Genomic DNA, 24842 nt, shown 5'->3' on the forward strand with positions numbered 1-24842 from the left:
GCAAAATTATATTAATAAAATTATATCAGCATACTATTAGAATTCTATTGACAACTACTAGCTGGACTGAAGAATATATATTCTTATATTCTTCGGAATATGCTGGCAAAGTATGAAAATAAAGAAGAGTTGGACAAGTATATAGGCATGATAAATAGAAAAGGATTTAGAGTTAGATTTACAGATTATAAGCAAAAAGCAGTATATTAATGCTGATAGTGAGCTCATGGCGAGATCTATATATAATATTTTTTAAGTATTCTAAAGAAAAAACTAAAGTGAAAATTATTATGAGTGAAAAAATTATAACAGAATTTTTATATTAAAAAGAACACAAAAACACCTTTGCAGGTGTTTTGAGTCCTTTAAGCTAATTTTTTAGTATTAGACATAATTTTATTGAATTCTTCTGTTCTAAGCCTGTCTTCTTCTACTTGTTCAGGGGTAAGTCTTAAGGAAGGTATAACATTTAATATATCATGAACATTCATAGTTCTATTTATATTTAATTTTTTTGAAAATACCATATTCGCAGATCTATTAGAAGTTATAGCAGAGCTTAAATCTTTGCAGATACTTATATGTTCAAATTCATATAAATTCAAAGAATCTTCATTCATATCATATAAATAGATATAATCTATATCATCATAAAAGCCATCGTATTTATTTGCCAGTTGTAGTTTCTTATTTCCTTTATCATCAGTAATTATATTATTATGCATATTATCTTCTATAGAAATAATATGCAAATAACCTCTGTATTCAAAGTCAATCACAGGACCAGAAGATAAATGATGATACTTTTTTAAAGGTTGATAAACCTTAGAGGCTGTTATAACATCTTTGCTTTCAAGTAAAGATAAAATTTGATGTCCTTTCCCATCTATATTATCTTTTTTTATAGCCACTTTCTTAGCTTCATTAAATGATAGTGTTTCTAAGTTAGGTATATCAACCCAAGATATCATATCTAAACACTCATTTATATCATGTTTATCATTATTTAAATAAGCTTGTACAAATCTACTGCCAATTTCATTATAACTTCCATTTGATTCAATATAAGCTCCATTAATTTTATTACTTAAATCTTTAAAACATAGTAATGCTGATCTACTCATAAATTTCCATCTCCCTTTAATTAATTATATTTAAATTGTTTCCAAGAAAGATATATTTTAATCAACAGTAAGATGATTTTTTTGTAAATAGTTTTAGTGTAAATTGTTACTATACTTCATATTATTTATATATTAAAAAAGATTTTAATTTTTATATAAGTATAGATGTTAAAAAATAAATTTTAAGAGTACTTAAAGCTTTCATTACCCTTTAATGTAAGAAGTAATGTCTACAATCCTTTAGTAGAAATGTAGTATATAAAAGAGAAAACTGATATAATATTAATTAAAAATTTAGAGAAAAATTATATTTAATTTTGAAAAAAGACTAATTAAAAGGAATATTTTTTGAAGAATAAAAGCCTAAGGATAATTGCTAGATTAGTTAAGAAGCATGGAATTCTTGAAAGTGGTGAGAATATGGATTATATGGATTATGCAATAGAACAGGGAGAAAAAGCTTTAAAAAATGGAGAAATCCCAATTGGAGCAGTTATTATAAAAGATGGTATAATAGTTGGAACAGGATATAATAAAAAAGAAATGAATAATGACCCCACTGCCCATGCAGAAATAATAGCAATTAAAGAAGCTTGCAAGACTATTGGTGATTGGAGGCTTAATGGGTGTGAAATGTATGTAACTTTAGAGCCATGTCCAATGTGTACAGGTGCAATACTTCAAAGTAGATTATCTAGAGTTTATATAGGAACTTTCAATAAGGATATGGGTGCTTGTGGTTCTGTTGTTAATTTAGTCGATAATAGAAGTTTAAATAGTTTTGTAAACACTATTTGGACTTATGATGATAGATGTAGTGAACTATTAAAAAGGTTTTTTTACATTAGAAGAAAAAGATGAGGGAGGAAATTATGAATCCAGTAGCATTTAATTTGTTTGGTTTAGAGATAAGATGGTATGGAATATTAATTGGATTAGGAGTTATATTATCATTAGTCTTAACCTGGTACAATTGTAAAAGAAAAAATTTAAGTTTTGATTTAGTAACAGATTGTTTTTTATGGGCTTTTCCATTTGCAATAATAGGGGCTAGATTATATTATGTAGCATTTGAATTTGATAGTTATAAAGATAATTTAGTAGATATAATTAATATACGTCTAGGTGGATTAGCTATTCATGGTGGGTTAATTGCTGCTTTCATAGTAGTATTTATATTTGCAAAAGTTAAGAAAATGAATTTAATAGAATATGTGGATGTTGTAGCTCCAGCAATTATATTGGCACAAGCAGTTGGTAGATGGGGAAACTTTATGAATAGCGAAGCTCATGGGGGACCTGTTAGTGAAGAATTTATAAATCATTTCCCCAATTTTATTAAACAAGGAATGTATATAAGAGGGGTTTATTATCATCCTACATTTTTATATGAATCAATGTGGAACTTATTAGTTTGTGTAATATTACTATTTATTTTGTATAAAAAGAATGAAAAACAAAGAGGTATAGTTATATGTAGTTATGTATCATTATATTCTTTAGGTAGATTTTTTGTTGAAGGATTAAGAACTGATAGTTTGATGTTTATGGGACTTAGAATAGCACAATTAGTTAGCATTATTGGTGTAGTTGCAGGGATTATTGGAATAATAGTAATTAATATGAAAAGCAAGAAACTGAGATAATAAGATAGATTATTAAGATAATAGGTAAACAAAGCACCTTTTAAAGAAAATGTTTCTATTGAACAAGAATAATATTTATGCTAGAATGGAAAAGTATCAGAACTGAATAATTAGTTTTGATTAGACATATATTATAAAAGTTAAGTAGAACATGGAGAGATGTCCGAGTGGTCGAAGGAGCACGCCTGGAAAGCGTGTATAGGGGCAACTCTATCGGGGGTTCAAATCCCCCTCTCTCCGCCAATGCCGTGCTAGATGGGGAGTTAGCGGTGCCTTGTAACCTGCAATCCGCTATAGCAGGATTGAATTCCCCAGAGAGGCTATAATGAATATGGTCTGACCCATGCAAGTGGTGTTGAGAGTCGGGTCCCACGCAACGGAACCCATGAACCTCGTCAGGTCCGGAAGGAAGCAGCGATAAGTGGTCCATTTCGTGTGCCGTGGATCAACCTGGCTTGAGCTAACTACATGGGTAACGCATACGATTTATAGTCGAACTGGGGTGCACGGTTCATAATTTTGTTAGAAGTGCTTTTCTTAGTAAAAAGGAAAGCTTTTTTTATGAGAAACAAATTTTTAAGGTTACTCTTCAATAGGATTAACAATATAGGACAAGAAAGAGAGGGAATCCAATTTACTTTGGATGCCCTCTTTTTCTCATAAAATGTAATAAAGATTATTACAGATTGTTTTTATTAATAATAAATGTAAGTCTAAAAAGTTATACAACTCTTCTAGCATGCCAAACAGTTCCTAAGTCAGCAATTTTAACAACATCACCAGTATGAGGTGCATGTATAACCTTTCCATCTCCAATGTAAATTTGAACATGTCCAGAAGATGGGAAAATTAAATCCCCAGGTTGTAAATCACTACTAGAAACTTCATATCCTTCATTAACTTGTTCATAAGTAGTTCTTGTTAAGGATACACCTATTTGACCATAACAATATTGAACTAAGCCTGAACAATCAAAAGTATCAGGACCATAGGCTCCATACACATAACTTTTACCAAGTTGTTCACATGCTTTGTCAACTGCTTTTTGCCCTTGAGTGTTGTACCAGTAACCATTAGAGTCAATATAATAACTTCCGTTATCATCAGAGACTACTTGACCCTTTACCATTTCACCACTTGTCGTATTGAGATAACACCATTTATCTTGGTACTGAATCCAACCAGTTTTCATGGAACCATCATCATTTAAATAATACCATTTACTATTTGTATCTTGAAACCAACCAGTTTTCATAGAACCATCATTTGTTAAGTAATACCATTTACCAGAAAGTTGAACCCAGCCAGTCTGCATAGCACCTTGATCATTTAGATAATACCACTTACCATCTAACTTTAGCCAGCCAGTTTGCATAACACCACTTGCGTCCATGTAATACCAGTTATCTGGATGAATCCAACCAGTTTGTTTTGCACCATTAACATAGTAATACCATTTACCATCTAATTTTGTCCAACCGTTTTCATTAATTGTATTGTTAATGGTGGCTTGTTTAACATTTTGAGTAGTTGAATTAACAGTAGCACTTACTTTAGTAGATGGTAACATAGGAATAGAAGTTATACCTAAAACTAAAGATGTTGCCATTATGATTTTTAATTTCTTATTCATAATATCACTCCCCCGAATAATAATTTTTTTGATTACTTGAAATTTGTAAGTGTAAGGCTATATAACTCATATTGAGTGTTAAAAAGTTTGGGTACATTATAATTAATAATAATTTAGATATAATAGCTTTACATATTTTTATTTTTACATATAAATCAATAAATGTAAACATATGTGGACTAAAAAAGAAAAAAGTGGGAATAAACAGAAATTGCATAGATAAATCTTCTGTTTATTCGATAAAACATATTATTAATTCAGACAAGCTGATATAAAATTTAAATATCCAACTTAAATATTTAAATTTTGGGATTTGGGAGAGTATATCTTTTGATAGAAATTGTATAGAATTCTAAAATATTGTATTATATTTATAGAGAATTAAGAAATAGAAATTAATTAGTAGCGCAGTAGAAAAAAACTAATTGCTAAATAGCAGGGATAGGTGGGTGATACTTTTGTATTCTATTATTTTAGTTGAGGATGATTTTATGCAAAGGGATATTTTAAAGAGAATGATTAATTCAATGTATGAATTTGTAGAAATTTATGAAGCAGATAATGAAAGTGATGCTTTGGATATAATTAAAAAATATAATATTAATATGTTTTTAATAGATATTAATTTAAAGGAATCTTCAGGATTGGAACTTGCAATAAACATTAGAAAAATATACAAATATCAATTTAGTCAAATTATTTTTTTGACATCACATGTAGAATATATAACACAAGCATTTAAACAAACTCATTGTTATGATTACATATTAAAACCATATAACAAAAAAGAAGTCCAAGCTATGCTAAATAAAATTATAATGTATGAGAATGAGCATTTAAATAATATTGAGAATGAGGAAAAGGACAAAGAAATTATTATAACTTTAAAAAATGGTATATATTTGAGTATAAAGATAGATGATATTGTTTTTATAGAGGTGAAAGGGAAAAATTGTGAGATAAATACTATTAATAGGATATATGATGTTAATAATATTAGCCTGAAAAAAATGATAAAATTAATTGATTGTAAATACATAATTCAGAGCCATAGAGCATTTATTGTAAATAGAAATTATATACATAAGATAGAAAAGTTAGATAATAAGTTAAGTGTTATACAATTTGATAATTATTCTAAAACTGCTCTTTTAGGGTATAAGTTTAAAGATTGTATTCTATCTGAGTTTAAAAAGGGAAAAGTAGAAATATGTTAACTGATATATTTATTTGTGTTGTTGATACCTGTTTTGATGTATTTATGATGGTTTATTTGTGGATAATTTTAAATAAAATAGATAACAATAGATTTAAATTAATAAGTATTGCAATTATTTCTTCTGTACCCTTTCATTTAATTGATATGTTTCAATTAAATTTTGTAACTTTAAGTATGTTGGATACTATAGAAGGTATAAAAGATATAATAATAATAAAAGTTTTATTTAAGAAAACCTTTAGAGAGGTAGTATTTAATTATTTCACTGTATCGTTTATAGGATTGTTTTGGGAGTTAGTAATAACTGCAATTGTAACTTTTTTTGTTGATAATTATATAATAGAAAAATATGTTGTAGGATTATTATTTATAAGCAGTTTATTCATTTTTTCAAAGACAAATTGGATAAATGAAAAATTTAATTTAATAGATATAAAAAGCAATGTTCTAAATTATTTTATATCATCATCTATTATATATTATTTTATATATAAGGTTATTTGGTATTATGATAATAAAATTATATATAATAATTTATTCATTTTTATGGGAGCATTTGGTGCAATGGCTGTTTTTCAAATTATTACATACTTTAGTGTTTCTAAATTAATAAAGGAGAAAGAAACATTAAAGATTTCAAATGAATATAACAATATTATTAATGAAATAATTCAAGAAATAAAACAAAGACAACATGATTTTATTAATTACAAAAATACAATAATGGGAATAGTAGCAGTTCTTGATGATAAAGATGTGAAAGCAGCAATAAATAATTATATGAAAGACGAAGAAATTTATGATAATAAAATAAATGAACTTATATATATAGATAATGTAGTTATTAGATCTATAATATATAGAAGTATAACTAAAGCAAAAAAATATAATGTTAAAATGAAATATAAAATAGAAAATAATGTTTTAGATAATATATTAAGTTATAATGAAATATCTAATGTATTAGGAAATTTATTGAATAATGCTTTTGATGAAGTGTTAAAAGATGAATGTGATAAGAAGAATATTGAAGTAAATATCTTCAATTTGGAAAAAACATCTCATTTAATAATTAAAAATCAAGTAGTAAATTCAAATGATATTAACTTGAATAAAATATTTGCAAGAGGTTATTCTACGAAAAATTCAATGGACACAAGAGGATATGGTTTATATAATGTTCAGCAAATAGTGAAACTACATAAAGGATATATAAAATTAAATATTGAATGTGAAGAAATTACTTTTGATATTTATTTTAATAACCCTTCAAGTATTAGTTCTTCTTAAATCTATAAGGTTTTATAAAAAACAACATACTTTTAGGAATAAACAGAAATTTTTACACAAGAGTTCTGTTTATTCCTATTTTTTTCACTTTTGTGTTACATATATTTACAAATAAAATACAATATGTAATTATAGGATTGTAAAGTAAATGATTTAGATAAATAAAGGACAAGCTATTAATAGAAAAACAATTATTTACTAATACAATAATCATTGAAAGGAGGTGAAAGAGATGAGAGAACTAAGAATTGAAGAGCAAAAAAATATATGTGGTGGAACAACATGGTGGTTTACTGATAATACTACAGGGTGGTATTACACTGATGAAAATGAAAATAGAATAAAAAGCACATATTATGGTCTTAAGGATCAAAAACATGACTTAACTCGTCTAAGACATCGCAATTAAAATTAATAAAATATAATCATTTGAAAGAAGGTAAAAAATATGAGAGAACTAAGAATTGAAGAGCAAAAGAATATATGTGGTGGTAAAGTAAATTATGTATTTGAAGATTATACTAAAAATCTTCTTCACGAAAGCTTAAGTTTTGATAAGCTATATAAAATAAGAGAAAAATTAATAGCTGAAGGCCATAGTGTAAGTGGTATTTGGGAGGAATAATATCTAAAATACTTAATTGAACCATTGCTAAAAAAGCTGTCTCATATGAGTCAGCTTTTCTAGTAATGTTTTTAAAATAATAAATTTTAAATATATTATAAGGAGTAAATATGAATATTCTAAGAAAATATTGGTGTATTAAACAACACGATATAACAGACTGTGGCCCAGCTTGTGTATGTACTATTGCAAGAAAATATGGATTGAAAATTTCTATTTCTAAGTTAAGAGAAATTGCTGGAACAGATACAGAAGGAACTTCTGTTTATGGAATTGTTGAAGCAGCTAAATGTTTAGGGTTTTCTGCTAAAGCTGTAAAGGTTTCTAATAATGAAGAGATATTTGAAGATTTAAAAACTCCTTTAATTGCACATGTAGTTATTGATAATATATTATTACACTATGTAGTAATATATAAAATTACTAAAGAGAGCATTTTGATTGCAGATCCAGGAAAAGGAATTATTAAATATACACCTAAAGAGTTTTTTCATATATGGACTGGGGTATTAATTTTAATAGTTCCAACAGTTGATTTAAAAAAAGGAGATCAGACTAAAGGTATTTTTAAACGATTTTGGGGATTGGTTAAAGTTCAAAAAACATTATTAATAAAAGTATTTATAGCATCTTTATTAATAACAGGACTTGGTATAATCGGATCATTTTATTATCAATTTCTAATAGATAATATATTGCCAAATGGGTTAACACAAAAGTTATTATCATTATCTATAGCAATGCTTTCACTTGCTGTATTTAAAGTTTTAACTGAATTTTTTAGAAGTGTACTTCTTATACACATGACTCAAAATATAGATATCCCTTTATTATTAGGTTATTATAATCACATAATTAATCTGCCTATGAAGTTTTTCAGTACAAGAAAGGTTGGTGAAATTGTTTCTAGATTTAATGATGGATTTAAAATAAGAGATGCAATTTCATCAGTAACATTAACATTAATGATTGATGTTTTCATGGCAATTGTAGGAGGGATTATTTTATATATTCAAAGTTCAAAACTATTTCTTATTTGTTCAATACCAATATGTTTATATTTAATTTTAGTATTTGGATTTAAAAACAAATTAGAAAAGGTAAATAGAGATGTTATGGAGCATGAGGCAGTATTGACATCTTATTTAGTTGAATCAATAGAGGGAATAGAAACTGTAAAAGCTTTTAATGGAGAGAAAAGAGCAGAAATAGAAACAAAAAATAGATTCATGAAATTTATGAAAAGCTTATTTAAGCATGGATATACATATAATCTTCAAAATACATTAATTAATACTGTTAAAGGTATTTTTGGTATATGTATTTTATGGATTGGAGGTATTTTTGTTTTAAAAGGAGAAATAACAATTGGTGAATTAATAAGCTTTAATGCATTACTTGCATATTATATTGGGCCAATGGAAAGATTAATAAATTTACAACCTCAGCTACAAAGTGCAATAGTAGCAAGTGATAGATTAGGTGATATATTAGATTTAGAGTTAGAAAAGTCAAAAGATGAAGCAAAAAAAATAAGCCCTAAATCATTATCAGGAAATATAGTGTTAAAAGATATTAATTTCAGATATGGAGTAAGAGAATTAGTTTTAAAAAATATAAATATAAATATAAAATCAGGAGAAAAGATAGCATTAGTTGGGGAAAGTGGATCAGGAAAGACTACAATTGCAAAGCTTTTAATGGGATTTTACGAAATAGAAAAAGGCGAAATTATATTAAATGGGGATAATATAAAGGATATAAATAAAGATACATTGAGAAATAAAATTAGCTATATATCACAAGAATCATTTTTATTTTCGGGGACAATAAAAGAAAATTTACAGTTTGCAGATGAAAATTTGACTGATGAAGATATGATATCTGTTTGTAAAAATGTAGAGATACATGATTATATAAATAAACTACCATTAAAATACAAAACTCCTTTAATTGAACGAGGTAGTAATTTTTCAGGAGGACAAAGGCAAAGGTTAGCAATAGCTAGAGCTTTATTAAAAAAGCCTGATATATTAATAATGGATGAGGCAACATCTAATTTAGATTCTATAACGGAAAAAGCCATACAGAAAACATTAGAAGAATGTTCTGGTAATGTAACTTCAATAATAATTGCTCATAGATTGAGTACTATTATGAAATGTGACAAAATATATGTTATGGATGATGGAGAAATAGTTGAAGAAGGTAGTCATATAGAGTTACTACAAAAAAACGGATATTATTATAGGTTATGGAGTGAACAAAGTATTAAAGAATCAGACAAAATTATGCCAGTACCTATTAGTAATTTCTAAAGTGGACATGGCAAGTTTAAATTCATCAAAATCCTTTCCTAATATAAATAATTTCACTAAATATAAAAGATAGTAGATAAATTTGCATCCTTACAAATCTATCTACTATACTTAGTTATAAAAATTTATCTTCTTATTAAGTTAACAAAATTATATTTAAGACTATCTTCAGCATTAATTTTTTCATCAGAAGATTCAACAATAGTCCATTCATTAAAGTCAATGATAGGGAAATAAGTATCTCCTTCAAAATCTTTATTTACTTTAGTTAGATAAAGTTTTTTTGCATAAGGGAATAGTAAATTATAAATTTCTCCTCCACCTATTATAAATGCTTCTTCTTCAGAATGTTCATATCTTTTTATAACTTCACCTAAGTTATGTAATATAGTTACTTGGTCAGAATCAACTGTATAGCTAATATCCCTTGTTATAATAACATGATGCCTATTAGGAAGTACTTTTGGTAAAGACTCAAAAGTTTTTCTTCCCATAATAATTGTGTGGTTAGTAGTTATTTCTTTAAATCTTTTAAGATCTTCTGATATGTGCCATAAAAGTTTATTGTCTCCACCAATTATGTTATTTTCAGCTTTGGCAACTATTATAGATAGCATTAAACCGTTACCTCCATTTTTATAGATTCATGATGTTTATAATCTTCTAATTTAAAATCATCTGGTGCAAATTCATAAAAATCTTTTATATCAGAATTTATCCAAAACTTTGGAGCATCATAAGCATCATTTTCTCTTGTTAATTGTAGTTTTAATCCTTCAACTTGGTTATCATATATATGAGCATTATTAATTACATGAGTTAGTAAACCAGGCTTTAATCCAGCAACTTGAGCTAACATATGTGTTAAAACTGCAAATTGACATGTGTTAAATGGAACTCCTAATCCCATATCGCCTGAACGTTGGATGAGCATACAGTTAAGTTTTCCATCAGTTACATCCCATAAAGTAAGGAAACAACATGGGGCTAGGTTCATTTCTGGTAAGTCAGACCAATTCCATAGATTAATCATCATTCTTCTGTCTTGAGGATTATTTTTTAGAGCTTCAATTAAATTATCTATTTGGTTAAATTTCTTAACTTGATATCCATAAGCTTTTCCTATTGTTCCATCTTCACCTTCCCATTCATTCCATACCTTAACATTCATATTCCTAAGTTCTTCAACAATATTAGATTGTTTTTGGTATATCCAAAGCATTTCTTTTATAGATGTTTTGAAAGCAACAAATTTAGTTGTTAATATAGGAAATTCTTTTTGTAAGTCAAATTGCATTATTTGATGTGGTAATTTGTAAGTAGCTACTGCAGTTCTGTTTTTATCATAATATCCATTTTCTAAAATATCTCTAACTATGGATAAATATTTTTTATCATAAATACTCATAAAAGTATCCTCCTCTAAAAATTTCTTTTATAATTATAATACTTAAATACAAAAAATAATATGTAATTTTGAAGTTTTACTTAAATGTTATTTCACCAGAAAATACAGGCTTTTCATTTCCAAGACTATCCTTAACGATTAGAGTACCATCTTCAGAAAGTCTTAAACATGTTACAAGTTCTTCATTATTACAAGTTATAAGCCTAGCTTTTTTACCAAATAGATTAGAGTTTTCTCTGCAAATTTCTATGGTTTCACTTATGTTTTCATTGTGGACAAATTGCTTATATAATTCTTCAAAGTTATTTAAAAATGCTGATAAAATTTCATTTCTATTGAAAGTTCTATCTAATTCTATCTTTAGGGATGTTGCTATTTGAGATATTTCTTTTTCAAAACTTTCAATATTTACATTTAGACCTATTCCAACAATTAAATAATCTACTGTTTCTAAATCGCATTTAAGTTCTGTTAATATTCCGCAAAGTTTTTTGTCATTTAGAATAATGTCGTTTGGCCATTTTATTTGTAAACTGCCTCCAAGGTTAGATAAAGTTTTATGCATAGCTGCAGCAGTTACCTGGGTGATTTTTGGACATTCTGTTGGAATAATATTAGGCCTTAGAATTAAAGAAAACCATAGTCCACCTTTTGGTGACACCCAAGGTCTTTTAAACCTTCCACTACCTCCTTGTTGAATCTCAGAAACTATAATAGTTCCATCTAAAGCTCCTTTAGAAGCTAGTTCTTTTGCTTTTATATTTGTTGAATCTATTGTGTCAAAATGAATTATATCTTTCCAAAGATTAGAGTTTTGGAGTAATTCAAAAACTTCATTTGAGTTTATTATATCTGGTATAGAAATTAGTTTATAACCTTTATTTGAAACACCTTCAATTATATAACCCTTGGATTTTAAGTTTTTAATATGCTTCCAAATTGCAGCTCTAGAAATATTTAAACTTGAACTTAAATTTTCTCCAGATATATAATCTTTAGCTTGTTTAAGTTCATTTAAAATCTTTTCTTCCATTGAATTCACCTTCCTAAAAGAGATTATAGCATAAAACTAAAAATATATTGTAAACCGATGTATAAATATATGGTTGACAATTGAAAGCCTTTATATTAACATTAAGTTATATTTTACAAATAGACTAATAGATTGGGGCGATAATATGAAAAAGAGGATAGATTTAAGAAAGCAAATTATATGTGCAATATTTGCTGGAGTAATGGCTATATTGGCACAAATCGCAGTTCCATTACCTTTCACCACAGTTCCTATTACAATGGTAACTTTTGCAGTGACACTTGTAGCGGTAGTATTAGGGGGAAGACTTGGAGCAATTTCGGTTTTAGTATATATTCTTCTGGGAGCAATTGGAATTCCTGTATTTGCTGGATTTAAGGGAGGATTTCAGACACTTATAGGAGCAACAGGTGGATATTTAATTTCATTTCCTATAGTAGCAGCTATTATTGGATACTTCTCATACAGATATAAAAAGAATTATTTAATCATCTCATTAGCAAGTATTTTTGCTTTTACAGTATGTTATTTTATAGGAACAGTACAACTTATGTTTGTTGCAAACTTAGGTATAAAAGCTGCATTAATGGCGGGAGTAATTCCTTTTGTTATATTTGATATTATTAAAGTAATTTTAGCAGTATTTATAGGCGTTAGGCTTCAAAGTAGTATAATGCAAACAAATCTTTTAAAAGCATAAAGTTAAGTCTTTGATTATTTTTGTTAAGTAAAAGCTATCTCAATAAAAAGTTATTTGTTGAGATAGCTTTCATATTAAAATTAATTAAACTATATAATAGACATTACCACATATTATCATGTACATACTTGCCCCACCAAGTATAGTTTGTCCAGTTGCTTGTCATATCTAGCCATGCATTAGCAGAGTCATTACCAGTCCAAGACCATGCTAAGAAACCAATTTTATTAGCTTTACAATAGCTTATCAAGTGAGCAACATCAACCTTGCATCCTAAATTGTTATTACCATTATTAGAGTTATAACCAAATTCACCTATTATTATTGGAATTTCTTTATTTTTACAACTACTTAAAAAGGAGTCTATTTTACTATTGTCATTCCAAGAACCATACATATGAATGCTAAAGATAACATTTTTATTGCTATTAACATTATATATATCTTTAGCATATTTTAAGATATCTTGAGAATCTTGTCCCCATCCACCTGAATCAATTACTATTGTTCCACCGAAACCTGAAGAACGTAGTTTACTAACAGAATCTTTATAACCATCTCTCCATACAGTACTATTTTCTGGACCCCATTCATTAGCTATATTTAACCATGCACTAGGATGTTTTTTCATAACATTCATTACATCACTTCTTAACCAATAATCTAAACATTTTTTTAATGATGTTGTATCCATACCCCCAGTAGCATCATGAAGTTCAACAATTGGTTTAAGATTTAACTTATCACATTTTGTAAGATATTCGTCAAGTCTTGAAGTTGATCCTTTAGTTTCCCAAACGATACGAACAGAATTAAATGTTTCACTTTTTATTTTGTCTAAGGATGAGTATGATTGACTATCATACCAAGCTGCTGGTACATTGACACCTCTAATCCATGAACTATCTTCTGTAGCATGAGAAATTTGTGGATTGGAAATTAAAATTGTAGTAACTGCAAGAGTTACTCCGAGAATTAATGATTTAACTTTTTTATTCATAAATATTCCTCCTTAATTTTATTTTCAACTAATTATAACAAATAAATTTTACAAATAATAGATTATATCCTAAAATAAAAAAGATATGTCTTAAAATTAAAGTGTTTAAGAATATTATAATTTACGAATAAATTTGAAGGCTTTAGTATTTTTGCTTGGAATAATTTGTTGAATTGTGACCGGAAATATCTGAGTATGATTAAATTATCTTTTAGAAGGTGATTTCATTAAGCTCTTTTACAGATAGACCTAAGTTCCTAAGCAATTTTCTATCACTACAAGTACCTTCATTAGAATAAGTTGTAAGTAAACTTCCAGAAATGGTTGCATTAGCTTTATCACCACATATTTTTTCTCTTAGTTTATTTGCTGAAATAAAAAGTTCTTCTTTTGGTTGAAAGTATAATTTTAATGCATCATCTTTTGTAATTACATATCCATTTAAAACTTTTTCAGCAAATTTCTCAGAATAAAACATTTATTTATCACTCCAATTCAAATTAATATATATAAATGTTATCATTTGCTTGGTGAATTGTAAACTTAATAAATAGATATAGGTTTACGATAGTGAATCTTTATTATAAGTTTTTCTATTCTATTTTTAAATTGAATAAATTTTTTAGAGTTTAGACTTAAATTATGTATTATAAATCTCATAACATGTATTTAGAACAAATATATTAAATATATCTCAATTGGTGTATAATAAAAATTAAAGTATTTAACATTATAGAGAGGTGAAAGGCCTTGGCGTATACAGCTTTATATAGAGAATGGAGACCAAAGAATTTTGAAGATGTAGTTGGACAAGAACATATAACTACTACATTAAAAAACCAGATATTAAATGATAGAATAGCTCATGCTTATCTTTTTTGTGGAACTAGAGGTACAGGAAAAACCTCTACAGCAAAAGTTATGGCAAAAGTATTAAATTGTCTAAGTCCCGAAAATGGGGAACCTTGTAATGAATGTGAAATGTGTAAAAAGATAAATGAAGGATTAGCTATTGATGTAACAGAACTAGATGCTGCATCAAATAATGGGATAGATAGAATAAGAGATATTATAGATGATTCTAAATATCCACCACAAGAAGCTAAATTTAAAATTTATATACTAGATGAGGTTCATATGCTTTCAATGGGGGCAGTTAATGCATTTTTAAAGACATTAGAAGAACCACCAGCTAATGTAATATTTATTTTAGCAACAACAGATCCTCAAAAGCTTCCTATAACAATTCTATCAAGATGTCAAAGATTTGATTTTAAGAGAATAAGTAATAAGAATATTACAGATAGACTTAGAAAAATTGTTAAAGCTCAAGGTGTACTTGCAGATGATAAAAGTCTAGATTTAATAGCTAGGGTATCAGATGGAGCTATGAGAGATTCATTAAGTATATTAGATCAAGCTATAGCTATGGGAGATGGAAGTGTAGACTATAATTCACTAATTGGAATGCTTGGACTTGTTACTAATGAATATTTATTTGGAATAACATCAGCAATAGTAGAAAGAAATATTGAAAAGGCTATGTCTACTATAGAAAAGATAGTTTTTGCAGGAAAAGATGTTCATTTATTTATTAAAGATTTGATAACACATTTTAGAAATTTACTTATGATTAAGGTTACTAATAATCCTGAAGAAGTATTAGATATGTCCTTAGAAAATATAACACTTATTAAGGAACAAGGATCTAGAATAAGAGTTGAAGAAATAATGAGAGATATAAGAATACTTCAAGAAGCTGAAAATAATGCAAAGCTTAGTAAACAATCTAGATTATATTTAGAATTAGCAACTATAAAAATGTGCAAAATAGAATATGATACTTCAAATGAGGTTATATTAGCTAGAGTGAATAAGCTTGAAGAAGCATTAAAAAGTGGAAAAGTTAAAGTTGTAGCAGCAACAGCAGCTACTTCTCATGAACTTAATAAAGCAACAACTAAAGCATCTTCAAAAGGAAATGAACCAACTACAGCAAATAAAATAGTTTTAGAAGAAAATAAAGATTCTAAAACTTCTATAGCAGATGTTCAAAGAGCTTGGAAAGATATATTAGAAGCATTTAAGGCTAGAAGAGCTATGGTTATATATGCATCAATAGTTACAGGAAAACCTGTGGCGTGTAAAAATGGTATATTAACTATTCAATATGATGATCAATATGCATTTAATAAACAGAGAGTAGAGAAAACTGATAATCATAAGATAATAAATGAAGTAGTCTCTGAAGTTATGAGAGAAAATATTAAAGTTAAGTTTAGTGTAGAAGGGGCAGGAGAAGAAGATAGAAAACCTGAGGACATATTAATTGATGCTCTTGGAGAATCTCTTGTTGAAATAATAGATGAGTAAAATGTTATAAATCTGTAATAGAATTGTTTTATAAAATGCTATATAATAGAAAAATAGATAACTATTAAGGAGGAATTATTTATGGCAAAAGGTGGATTTGGTGGCTTCGGTGGAGGCAATATGAATAACCTAATGAAGCAAGCACAAATGCTTCAAAAGCAAATGCAAGAAGCTCAAAAGGAAATTGAGGTTGCAGAATTTGAAGCTTCAGCTGGAGGCGGTGCTGTAACAGTTCGTGTTAGTGGAAAGAAAGAAGTATTAGGAATTAATATAAAACCTGAAGTAGTTGATGCTGATGACGTTGAAATGTTAGAAGATTTAGTACTTAGTGCAGTAAATGAAGCATTAAGAAAAGCAGATGAAGAAACTACAAATAAGATGGGTAAATTAACAGGTGGAATGAACATGCCTGGTTTATTCTAAAACATGAACATTTGAAGGCATACAAGATTGATTCTTGTATGCCTTATTTACTAGAAAAATGAAATTAATCTGCTTGGAGACAATGAAAGGGATGAACAATATGGATTTTTATCCAGTAGCGATAGAAAAATTAATAGAAGAATTTGCAAAGCTGCCAAGCATTGGACAAAAGACAGCACAAAGATTGGCTTTGCATGTTTTGAATTTACCAGAAGATGAGGTTAAGGAATTTGCAGGAGCATTAGTTAAAGCAAGAGGAACAATTAAATACTGTTCAATATGTGGCAACTTTACGGATAAAGATCCATGTTCTATATGCTCAAATCCTAATAGAGATAATAGTATAATATGTGTTGTTGAGCAACCAAGAGATATAATGACTATGGAGAAGGTTAAGGAGTTTAATGGTACATATCATGTTTTACATGGAAACCTATCACCTATGCAAGGAAGGGGACCTCAAGATATAAGGATTAGAGAACTAGTTTCTAGGATGAAGGAAGAGGTTAAAGAAGTTATACTTGCAACAAATCCTAATATAGAAGGAGAAGCAACTGCTATGTATATTTCAAAAATTTTAAAACCACTTGAGGTAAAAGTAACAAGAATAGCTTCAGGATTACCTGTAGGTGGAGATTTAGAATATGCAGATGAAGTCACTTTATCAAAGGCTCTAGAAGGTAGAAAAGAAATATAAAAGGAGGGCCCAATAAAAAAATGGACCCTTTAATAGATAGATGGGAGTTTTAGAAGTTTTGTTTGATAATGAGTGAAAAGCTTCTTATACAATTAATATATGTAGATATATTTAAAATGTTACTATAAATTACCATAAATGTATAAAATAATTAATTTGTGGCAAGGCTCTAAATAAACTATTTGGAGGCATGTTATGAATAAAAAGAATATTATTGAATATGTTATTGGTATGATTAATAAGAATAAAACAAATGATGAATTAATTATTGAAATTGAATATGCTTTGCTTGAAATAGAAACTGCAAGAAATATTTTTAACAATGTAGAAGATCCTAGGCTTATTGAAGTTGCAATATATTCAGAAGAGGTTGCAATGAAGAGATTTGAACATTTGTTAGCAGTAGCAAAGGAGAGAAAAATTTCAGTAAGTTATGAATACATTGCTGATAAGTTTTTAGAACTAGCAGAATAAAAAGCTTTAGGGGGAGAGAAACATGGAATTATTACAATCTGCAGATAGTCAGTTAATTTTATATGGAATAATAGGAATAGTAGTATTATATTTAGTACTTAAACTTTTCAAATGGCCATTAAAGATATTATTAAATGGTATATTTGGAGTTGTCCTTTTATATATAGTGAATTTAATAGGCGCTTATTTTAACTTTTACATAGGAATTAATCTGGTAACAGCATTAATTGCAGGTACCTTAGGTATTCCAGGTGTCATTGTACTAATAATATTCAAACTATTTATGTAAATATAGAGTCTTCAAAATAATTAAAGTTATTTTGAAGACTTTTTTTATTTCTTCAGAATTCATTAAGAAATTTTTAAGATGTTACTTACAGAAATATTAAGCTTTAAATATTAGTATTGGATATAGAGATTAGGAGGTAAAATAATGAATGTTTTAGAAGTTAAAGGGGTAAAGAAAAAATTAGGAAAAAGAGAAATAATAAAAGGTTTAAATCTTTCAGTAGAAGAAGGAGAGATATTTGGATTCCTAGGACCTAATGGAGCAGGAAAAACTACTACAATAAGAATGCTTGTAGGGCTTATTGCACCAAATGAAGGTGAAATATCTATTTGTGGACATAACGTTCAAAAAGATAAAGAAGAGGCTTTAAGAAATGTTGGAGCTGTTGTTGAAAATCCAGAACTTTATAAATATTTATCTGGAAGAGAAAATCTTATGCAAATAGCAAGGATAAGAGGGGTATCTAAAGAAGAAGTTCAAGAGCTTATTGACCTTGTAGGATTAAAAGATAGAATAAATGACAAAGTTAGAAAGTATTCTTTAGGAATGAAACAGAGACTAGGTCTTGCAGCTGCTCTAATTGGAAATCCTAAATTATTAATTTTAGATGAGCCTACAAATGGGTTAGATCCAACTGGAATATTAGATTTTAGAGATATTGTTAATAAAGCTGCTAAAGAAAAAGGCATATCTGTATTTATTTCATCTCATATTTTAAGTGAGGTACAAAATCTATGTGATAAAGTTGCTTTTATTAATAATGGAATTATACAATCAGTAGAAAAAATTAGTGATAATAATGTTGAAACAGAATTAGATAGTTTAACACTAAAGGTTTCAAATGATGAAGGTAAAGCTATAACATTATTAAAAACATTAGGATGTGTTAAGGATGCACAGATTAAGGAAAATGAAATTCATATAATAATAGATTTTGGAAGTACAAATATTGTATTAAAAGAGCTAATAAGCAAGAATATAGAGATTGAAGAGATATATAGAAATAGAAGTGAATTAGAACAAAGGTACATGGAACTTGTGGAAGGGGGAATGAGATAATGATTTTTAAATTAATAAAAAATGAATTGATAAAATTATTAAGTAGAGGAAAAACATGGGTAGTATTTGGTCTATTCTTTGTACTTATTGGTGGAACTATATTTTTAAGTTACAATAGTTCAAAAGATTCTGAGTATAGAAATTCTCCACAGGGGCAAATTGAATCTTTGAATAAGCAAATAGATTATGCTAATGAAAGAATAAAAAATGCAGAAAAAAGCACTGAATCATGGGCACAAGAAGAAATAATAAATGGCAAACAACAAATAGAACAAGCTAATCAATCTATTAAAATTCAAGAAGACCTTCTAAAAAATCAAGACGCTATTGATGGATGGAAAAAGAGTTTATTAGATGAAAAAGAAAAGATACAAAAATCTTTAGATAGCAAAAATGGAGATGAGGAGAGTACTTCATATCAAAAAAATAGATTAGAAGTAATAAATTATTACTTAGATAATGATATTAAACCAGTAGAAAATTGGAAATTCAATGCTTTTAATTACTTAAAAGATATTATTCAATCTCTAGGGTTAATAATATTAGTATCAGGAATTGCTGTATTTATGAGTGATATGGTATCTGGAGAATCTACACCACCTACTTTAAAGTTTTTATTAGTTCAACCTATATCTAGAGGAAAGGTAATTTTATCAAAATTTATATCGGTTGTTATTACTGTTGTAGGAATGATATGTGGACTTGAACTTATAGCTTTTGGAATAGTTGGTGTTATAGGTGGATTTGATGGAGCTAATATTCCACAGATAATTCATACAGCATATCAATTTGATTATTCAAATTTAGATCCAACAGGAAATCCTATGTTAAGTGAAGTTGTAAATAGTGGAATAACAGCCACAAGAGGTGGAGCGTTATTACAAATTTTTGGAATGCAAGTTTTATTTATTATAGCATGTTGTGCATTTGTATTCTTAATATCGGCTATATTTAAGAGCAGTATGACAACAATGGCTTTATCTGTAATAATATCAGTTGCAAGTACAATGGCATGTATGGTGTCAGGAAAGGTTGGTAAAATAGCACATCTAATATTCTTAAATTATGGAAGAACTGATGGGGTAATTGATGGCAGTATTTGTCGAGTATTTAATAATCCAAATTTCAACATAAATTTAGGCATTGGATTAATGTTAGGAACCATTATATGTTCATATGTGATTGCACATATTGTATTTAGTAAAAAAGATATATTAATTTAGTTTGAATTGCATGTCATTGTAAAAAGTGATGTGCGATTCTTTTTTTTATTCATATTTTAAAAATAGAGGAATAGAATTATTCTATAATTATTCTCATGGTTTTATATGTAAGTACATTGTGATATAACTATAAATATATAAACAAAATGAGGAGATGATTATATGCCAGCAGGAAATGGGGTTAATTGTAAAGATTGTCCTGAAATGAAAAGTGGAGAATGTAGTGGTGATGATGTAGGATGTTTGTGTTATAAATGTCCAAGAAAATTAGCACAATGTATGTGTGTGAAATATTGCAGGGAAACTGAATCTGTATTATATTTTGAAAAATAGTGTGGATAATTATTAAATTAATATAAAAAAATATATTATAAAGAAAATATTGACATAATAGTTGAAAGATATTATTATATTAATTAATTATTTAAATAGTGAAAAATATCCAAAAATAATCAAATATTACTTAAGATGTGTAACAAAGGAGTTATGAGGCAAATTGGCATTATAACTCTTTTTATTATAGTTACACTTAAGGAGATTTTGTCACAAATTAGAGTTTATAACTTTAAAGTTAAAAGTTTTATAAATAAATACTAAATAATAAGGGGGAATAAAAAATGAAAATTAAAAAAGTATTAATGGTATTAACCTTGATGCTGACAGCGACAATGGCTGTTTCATGTGGTGGGGGTGCAGGCAGTAGTTCATCAAGTAGTAAGGAAAAAACAGATTTAACATCTTCAGTTATTACAACATATGAAGCTACTGATATGAGTAAAAATCCTGAAACAGCTAAAAAAAGAAAGGATACATTAATAATTGGAACAGAAGCTCCTGATGGGGTACTTAATCCTTTGTATGCAGAGAGTATGAATGATGATTATATTACTGATACTTTGTATGAGAATTTATTGAATACTACAGAAAATGGGGAAGTAGAGGATAATTTGCTTGAAAGTCATAGTATATCTGATGATGGTTTAACATATACTTTTAAATTAAAGAAAGATTTAACATGGTCTGATGGAAGCAAAATAACTTCAAAGGATATAGCATTTGCTACTAAAATAGTATGTGATGGAACATATACAGGACCTTTAGATTTTGTAACAGGAAAAACAAAAATAAAGGGTGGTAGAGATTACAAAGAAGGAAAAGCAGAAGATATATCAGGAATTCAAGTTGTAGATGATGAAACTATAAAAATAACTTTAGAAGAAAAGAGTTCATCTGCTATATATGATTTAGGAGTTTTTAGACCTATTCCTGAAAGTTATTATGGAAAGTACTATAAACATGGAAATACAGATGGATTAAAGGAAACATATAAAAAGCCAGGACCTGTATCTGGTGCTTATAAGTTGACTTCTTACAAAGAGGGGCAAGAAATTGATTTGGAAGCAAATTCTGAATATCATAAAGGAACACCAAAAACAAAGAATCTTATATATAAGGTTACTGAAGAAGATGTACAAATTCCAATGTTACAATCTGGAGATATAGATATGGTTAGTCCTACTGTTTCAGAAGACAATGTAGAGACTATTGAGGGATTAGGATATATGTCATATAAGCTATTTCCAACTAATGGATATGGTTATATAGCATTTAATGAAGCTAAGCCTATATTTAAAGATAAAGCTGTAAGACAAGCGCTAGCAACTGGTTTAGACAGAGCTAAAATAGTTAATTCAGTATATGGAAAATATGCAAGTGTTATAAATGTGCCACAATCTAAAGCATCATGGGCATATGCAGATGGGGATAAAGATTATGCATTTGACATGGATAAAGCTAAAAAGATGTTAGATGATGCTGGCTGGAAGGCAGGATCAGATGGAATAAGAGAAAAGGATGGCCAAAAGCTTGAGATTAACTTTACAGGAACTACTCCAAATTCAGTAGTAGATGCACTTTTATCAGTAGCTACAGATAATTGGAAGGAACTTGGAATTAAGTTTACTAGTGAAAAGATGGACTTTAATTCAATGACAGCAAAACAAAAGACTGGTAATTGGGATATGCTATTCATGGCATGGGTATTAACAGCAGATCCAAATGATAGTCCTATATATGGAACAAATGGATCACAAAATAAAACTTCATATTCAAATTCTAAAATTGATGAGATATATAAGAAAATAGCATCAGAATCAAACAAAGATAAGCAAAAAGAACTATTCAAAGAATTGTATAAAGAATTGAATGAAGATTTACCATATATCTATATGTATCAAAGAAATGATATGTGGGCATATAACGGAAGAGTTAAGGGATTAGATGTTTCTCCATATGTACGTTATACTTATAATCTTTACAAGGTGTCTGTAGAAGATTAATGTAATTAATAAAAGTTTATTAAAGGCATCTATTAAAGGTGTCTTTAATAGATTAAGTATACTAATTTGGGAATGGAGAATGTTATATGATACAGTATATTATAAAAAGAATATTGAAAATGATACCTATAATGTTTATTTTATCCATAATATTTTTTGTTATAGTAAATTTAACACCAGGGGATTTTGTTGATACAAAGGCTAATCCTAATATGAGTGCAGAAAAAGTTGAAGAACTTAAGGAAATTTACGGGTTTGATAAACCAGTGCCAGTTAGATATGTTAATTGGGCTAAAAAGGCTATTTTAATGGATTTTGGGGATTCTTTAAAATATAAGGAACCTGTTAGTAAGGTTTTAGGAGATTATGTTTGGAATTCATTTTATTTAGCTTTTATGGCATTTATATTATGTTTGATTATAGCAATACCTATAGGAATTATATCAGCAGTTAAGCAGTATTCAAAGTTTGATAAAACGTTTACGGTGTTGACGTTTATAGGAATATCACTTCCATCATTTTTCATAGCTTTAGTTTCTATAAACATTTTCTCATTAAAACTTGGGATTTTTCCAGTAGCAGGAATGAGTACTGCAGGAACTAATTATACAGGAATGGCTAAGTTCATGGATATTTTAAAGCATATGTTTTTACCAGTTGTTACACTTACCATATTAAATATAGGAAACTATATCAGATATGTTAGAACTTCAATGCTTGAAGTTATTAGACAAGACTATATTCGTACAGCAAGAGCCAAAGGATTAAAGGAAAAGATAGTAATATATAAACATGCACTAAGAAATGGGCTAATACCAATAATTACATATATAGGATTAACCATACCATCACTTTTTGCTGGAGCTATAATAACAGAAACAATATTTGTTTGGCCTGGAATTGGTAAGATTGGTTATGATGCTATCGTTAATAGAGATTACACACTTGTTATGGGATTCAACATGTTTATGGGCATATTGACCTTGATTGGAAATTTGCTTTCTGATGTTTTGTATGCAGTGGTTGATCCACGAATTAGATTGAAATAGGAGGAAGGCTAATGGAAAGTTTAGTTAATGAAAAGCAACAAGAAATAATATCACCTTCAAAGATGGTGTTAAATAGATTAAAAAAGAATAAGTTAGCTATGATTGGTTTAATACTTATAATAGTTATCGTTCTATTTAGTTTTGTTGGGCCATTTTTCATGAAGTATGGTTATAATACTCATACAGATGATTTAAAAATGCCACCAGGAAGTGGACATGTATTAGGGACTGATTATTTAGGAAGAGATATGCTAACTAGATTAATGTTTGGAGGAAGAATATCTATATTAGTTGGAGTTGTAGCAGTATTAATAGAAACTATAGTAGGTACTTTAGTAGGTGCTATAGCTGGATATTATAAAGGAAAAGTGGATTCTATTTTAATGTCTATAACAGATATTTTCTTGGCACTTCCTTTTTTACCTATAATATTGGTTTTAGGTAGTGTATTATCAGACCTTAAGGTAAGTGCTTCTCTAAGAATTGTATTTTTAATTTTCATAATAGGAATATTATCTTGGCCAACTATTGCAAGACTTGTTAGAGGTGAAATTTTATCCTTAAGAGAACAAGAATTTATGCAAGCAACAGAAGCGTTAGGGCTTAGAGATAGAAGAAAAATAATAAAACATTTAATTCCAAATGTTATTCCAGTAATAATAGTAAATGCAACTCTTGGAATAGCATCAGCAATCTTAACAGAATCAGCTTTAAGTTACCTTGGAATGGGAGTTGCAGAACCTGTACCTTCATGGGGAAATATGATTACTATTGCAAATAATCTTCCTGATTTTAAGAATAGACCATGGCTTTGGGTACCACCAGGTATATGTATATTAGTAATTACTATGGGTGTAAATCTTTTAGGTGATGGACTTAGAGATGCATTAGATCCAAAGATGAAGAGATAGGGGGAAGAG

Annotated in this window: 26 protein-coding genes, 1 tRNA gene and 1 other RNA gene; 21 read left to right on the top strand and 7 right to left on the bottom strand. The window is 28.0% G+C overall.

What is annotated here, in order from left to right; translation table 11 throughout:
* Window positions 1-365: 365 nt before the first annotated feature.
* Window positions 366-1124 carry a hypothetical protein gene (locus NNC19_RS16200; RefSeq protein ID WP_310939715.1) on the bottom strand — a complete coding sequence of 253 codons (759 nt, stop codon included), beginning with the start codon at window positions 1122-1124 and terminating at the stop codon, window positions 366-368.
* Window positions 1125-1544: 420 nt separating this feature from the next.
* On the opposite strand from NNC19_RS16200, the gene NNC19_RS16205 reads away from it, so the two are divergent.
* The 4 genes from NNC19_RS16205 to ffs all read left to right on the top strand — a co-directional run bounded on the left by NNC19_RS16205 (window position 1545) and on the right by ffs (window position 3280).
* Window positions 1545-1985: a nucleoside deaminase gene (locus NNC19_RS16205; RefSeq protein ID WP_310939768.1), complete on the top strand. Its 441-nt coding sequence runs from the start codon at window positions 1545-1547 to the stop codon at window positions 1983-1985.
* Window positions 1986-1996: 11 nt separating this feature from the next.
* Entirely contained in the window at window positions 1997-2770 is a 774-nt protein-coding gene (lgt, locus tag NNC19_RS16210; RefSeq protein WP_310939716.1) for a prolipoprotein diacylglyceryl transferase, read from the top strand.
* A 153-nt stretch (window positions 2771-2923) separates the two neighbouring features.
* Window positions 2924-3013: transfer RNA gene (locus tag NNC19_RS16215), tRNA-Ser, on the top strand.
* 3 nt (window positions 3014-3016) lie between these two features.
* An RNA gene (gene ffs, locus NNC19_RS16220) (signal recognition particle sRNA large type) lies at window positions 3017-3280 on the top strand.
* Window positions 3281-3491: 211 nt separating this feature from the next.
* On the opposite strand, the gene NNC19_RS16225 is transcribed toward ffs, so the two are convergent.
* Window positions 3492-4403, bottom strand: a complete 912-nt coding sequence (locus tag NNC19_RS16225; RefSeq protein WP_310939717.1) for an NlpC/P60 family protein — start codon at window positions 4401-4403, stop codon at window positions 3492-3494.
* Window positions 4404-4861: 458 nt separating this feature from the next.
* Here NNC19_RS16225 and NNC19_RS16230 point away from each other — a divergent pair, with 458 nt between their 5' ends.
* The 5 genes from NNC19_RS16230 to NNC19_RS16250 all read left to right on the top strand — a co-directional run bounded on the left by NNC19_RS16230 (window position 4862) and on the right by NNC19_RS16250 (window position 9855).
* Complete coding sequence (locus NNC19_RS16230) at window positions 4862-5620, top strand: LytTR family DNA-binding domain-containing protein (protein WP_310939718.1); 759 nt, start codon at window positions 4862-4864, stop codon at window positions 5618-5620.
* Entirely contained in the window at window positions 5614-6912 is a 1299-nt protein-coding gene (locus NNC19_RS16235) for a GHKL domain-containing protein (RefSeq protein ID WP_310939719.1), read from the top strand. Before NNC19_RS16230 ends, NNC19_RS16235 begins: the two co-directional genes overlap by 7 nt.
* A 232-nt stretch (window positions 6913-7144) precedes the next feature.
* Entirely contained in the window at window positions 7145-7321 is a 177-nt protein-coding gene (locus tag NNC19_RS16240) for a hypothetical protein (RefSeq protein ID WP_310939720.1), read from the top strand.
* Window positions 7322-7360: 39 nt separating this feature from the next.
* Window positions 7361-7537 (top strand): hypothetical protein, encoded by a 177-nt coding sequence (locus tag NNC19_RS16245; protein ID WP_310939721.1) that lies wholly within the window; start codon window positions 7361-7363, stop codon window positions 7535-7537.
* A gap of 110 nt (window positions 7538-7647) precedes the next feature.
* Window positions 7648-9855, top strand: coding sequence for a peptidase domain-containing ABC transporter (locus NNC19_RS16250; RefSeq protein ID WP_310939722.1), 2208 nt, complete (start codon window positions 7648-7650; stop codon window positions 9853-9855).
* Between the two features lie 125 nt (window positions 9856-9980).
* Here NNC19_RS16250 and NNC19_RS16255 read toward each other — a convergent pair whose 3' ends face one another.
* The 3 genes from NNC19_RS16255 to NNC19_RS16265 form a co-directional block, all read right to left on the bottom strand.
* Entirely contained in the window at window positions 9981-10472 is a 492-nt protein-coding gene (locus NNC19_RS16255) for a dihydrofolate reductase (protein ID WP_310939723.1), read from the bottom strand.
* Window positions 10472-11263, bottom strand: coding sequence for a thymidylate synthase (locus tag NNC19_RS16260; protein ID WP_310939724.1), 792 nt, complete (start codon window positions 11261-11263; stop codon window positions 10472-10474). Before NNC19_RS16260 ends, NNC19_RS16255 begins: the two co-directional genes overlap by 1 nt.
* Before the next feature lie 76 nt (window positions 11264-11339).
* Window positions 11340-12296 carry a biotin--[acetyl-CoA-carboxylase] ligase gene (locus NNC19_RS16265; protein WP_310939725.1) on the bottom strand — a complete coding sequence of 319 codons (957 nt, stop codon included), beginning with the start codon at window positions 12294-12296 and terminating at the stop codon, window positions 11340-11342.
* A gap of 145 nt (window positions 12297-12441) precedes the next feature.
* On the opposite strand from NNC19_RS16265, the gene NNC19_RS16270 reads away from it, so the two are divergent.
* A complete protein-coding gene (locus NNC19_RS16270; protein WP_310939726.1) occupies window positions 12442-12996 on the top strand; it encodes a biotin transporter BioY in 555 nt (184 codons plus the stop codon).
* A 103-nt stretch (window positions 12997-13099) separates the two neighbouring features.
* On the opposite strand, the gene NNC19_RS16275 is transcribed toward NNC19_RS16270, so the two are convergent.
* On the bottom strand, window positions 13100-13996 hold the full coding sequence (locus tag NNC19_RS16275; RefSeq protein WP_310939727.1) for a cellulase family glycosylhydrolase: 897 nt from the start codon (window positions 13994-13996) through the stop codon (window positions 13100-13102).
* Between the two features lie 211 nt (window positions 13997-14207).
* Window positions 14208-14474 (bottom strand): hypothetical protein, encoded by a 267-nt coding sequence (locus NNC19_RS16280; RefSeq protein ID WP_310939728.1) that lies wholly within the window; start codon window positions 14472-14474, stop codon window positions 14208-14210.
* Between the two features lie 272 nt (window positions 14475-14746).
* Here NNC19_RS16280 and dnaX point away from each other — a divergent pair, with 272 nt between their 5' ends.
* The 11 genes from dnaX (at window position 14747) to opp4C (ending at window position 24833) form a co-directional block, all read left to right on the top strand.
* Entirely contained in the window at window positions 14747-16369 is a 1623-nt protein-coding gene (gene dnaX, locus NNC19_RS16285; RefSeq protein WP_310939729.1) for a DNA polymerase III subunit gamma/tau, read from the top strand.
* A gap of 81 nt (window positions 16370-16450) precedes the next feature.
* Entirely contained in the window at window positions 16451-16792 is a 342-nt protein-coding gene (locus NNC19_RS16290; RefSeq protein WP_310939730.1) for a YbaB/EbfC family nucleoid-associated protein, read from the top strand.
* A gap of 100 nt (window positions 16793-16892) precedes the next feature.
* Window positions 16893-17489 (top strand): recombination mediator RecR, encoded by a 597-nt coding sequence (recR, locus tag NNC19_RS16295; protein ID WP_310939769.1) that lies wholly within the window; start codon window positions 16893-16895, stop codon window positions 17487-17489.
* A gap of 195 nt (window positions 17490-17684) precedes the next feature.
* Complete coding sequence (locus NNC19_RS16300) at window positions 17685-17963, top strand: DUF2508 family protein (protein ID WP_310939731.1); 279 nt, start codon at window positions 17685-17687, stop codon at window positions 17961-17963.
* Window positions 17964-17985: 22 nt separating this feature from the next.
* Window positions 17986-18252, top strand: a complete 267-nt coding sequence (locus NNC19_RS16305; RefSeq protein ID WP_310939732.1) for a pro-sigmaK processing inhibitor BofA family protein — start codon at window positions 17986-17988, stop codon at window positions 18250-18252.
* A 144-nt stretch (window positions 18253-18396) separates the two neighbouring features.
* Window positions 18397-19311, top strand: coding sequence for an ABC transporter ATP-binding protein (locus NNC19_RS16310; RefSeq protein WP_310939733.1), 915 nt, complete (start codon window positions 18397-18399; stop codon window positions 19309-19311).
* On the top strand, window positions 19311-20534 hold the full coding sequence (locus NNC19_RS16315; protein ID WP_310939734.1) for an ABC transporter permease subunit: 1224 nt from the start codon (window positions 19311-19313) through the stop codon (window positions 20532-20534). The genes NNC19_RS16310 and NNC19_RS16315 overlap by 1 nt, the downstream gene beginning before the upstream one ends.
* A 162-nt stretch (window positions 20535-20696) precedes the next feature.
* A complete protein-coding gene (locus NNC19_RS16320; RefSeq protein ID WP_310939735.1) occupies window positions 20697-20867 on the top strand; it encodes a hypothetical protein in 171 nt (56 codons plus the stop codon).
* A gap of 284 nt (window positions 20868-21151) precedes the next feature.
* On the top strand, window positions 21152-22873 hold the full coding sequence (locus NNC19_RS16325) for an ABC transporter substrate-binding protein (protein ID WP_310939736.1): 1722 nt from the start codon (window positions 21152-21154) through the stop codon (window positions 22871-22873).
* Between the two features lie 86 nt (window positions 22874-22959).
* On the top strand, window positions 22960-23922 hold the full coding sequence (locus NNC19_RS16330; protein WP_310939737.1) for an ABC transporter permease: 963 nt from the start codon (window positions 22960-22962) through the stop codon (window positions 23920-23922).
* An 11-nt stretch (window positions 23923-23933) separates the two neighbouring features.
* Window positions 23934-24833, top strand: a complete 900-nt coding sequence (opp4C, locus tag NNC19_RS16335) for an oligopeptide ABC transporter permease (RefSeq protein ID WP_310939738.1) — start codon at window positions 23934-23936, stop codon at window positions 24831-24833.
* The last annotated feature ends 9 nt before the right edge of the window (window positions 24834-24842 follow it).

It is taken from the genome of Clostridium sp. SHJSY1 (assembly GCF_031626875.1).
Classification (GTDB): domain Bacteria; phylum Bacillota; class Clostridia; order Clostridiales; family Clostridiaceae; genus Clostridium.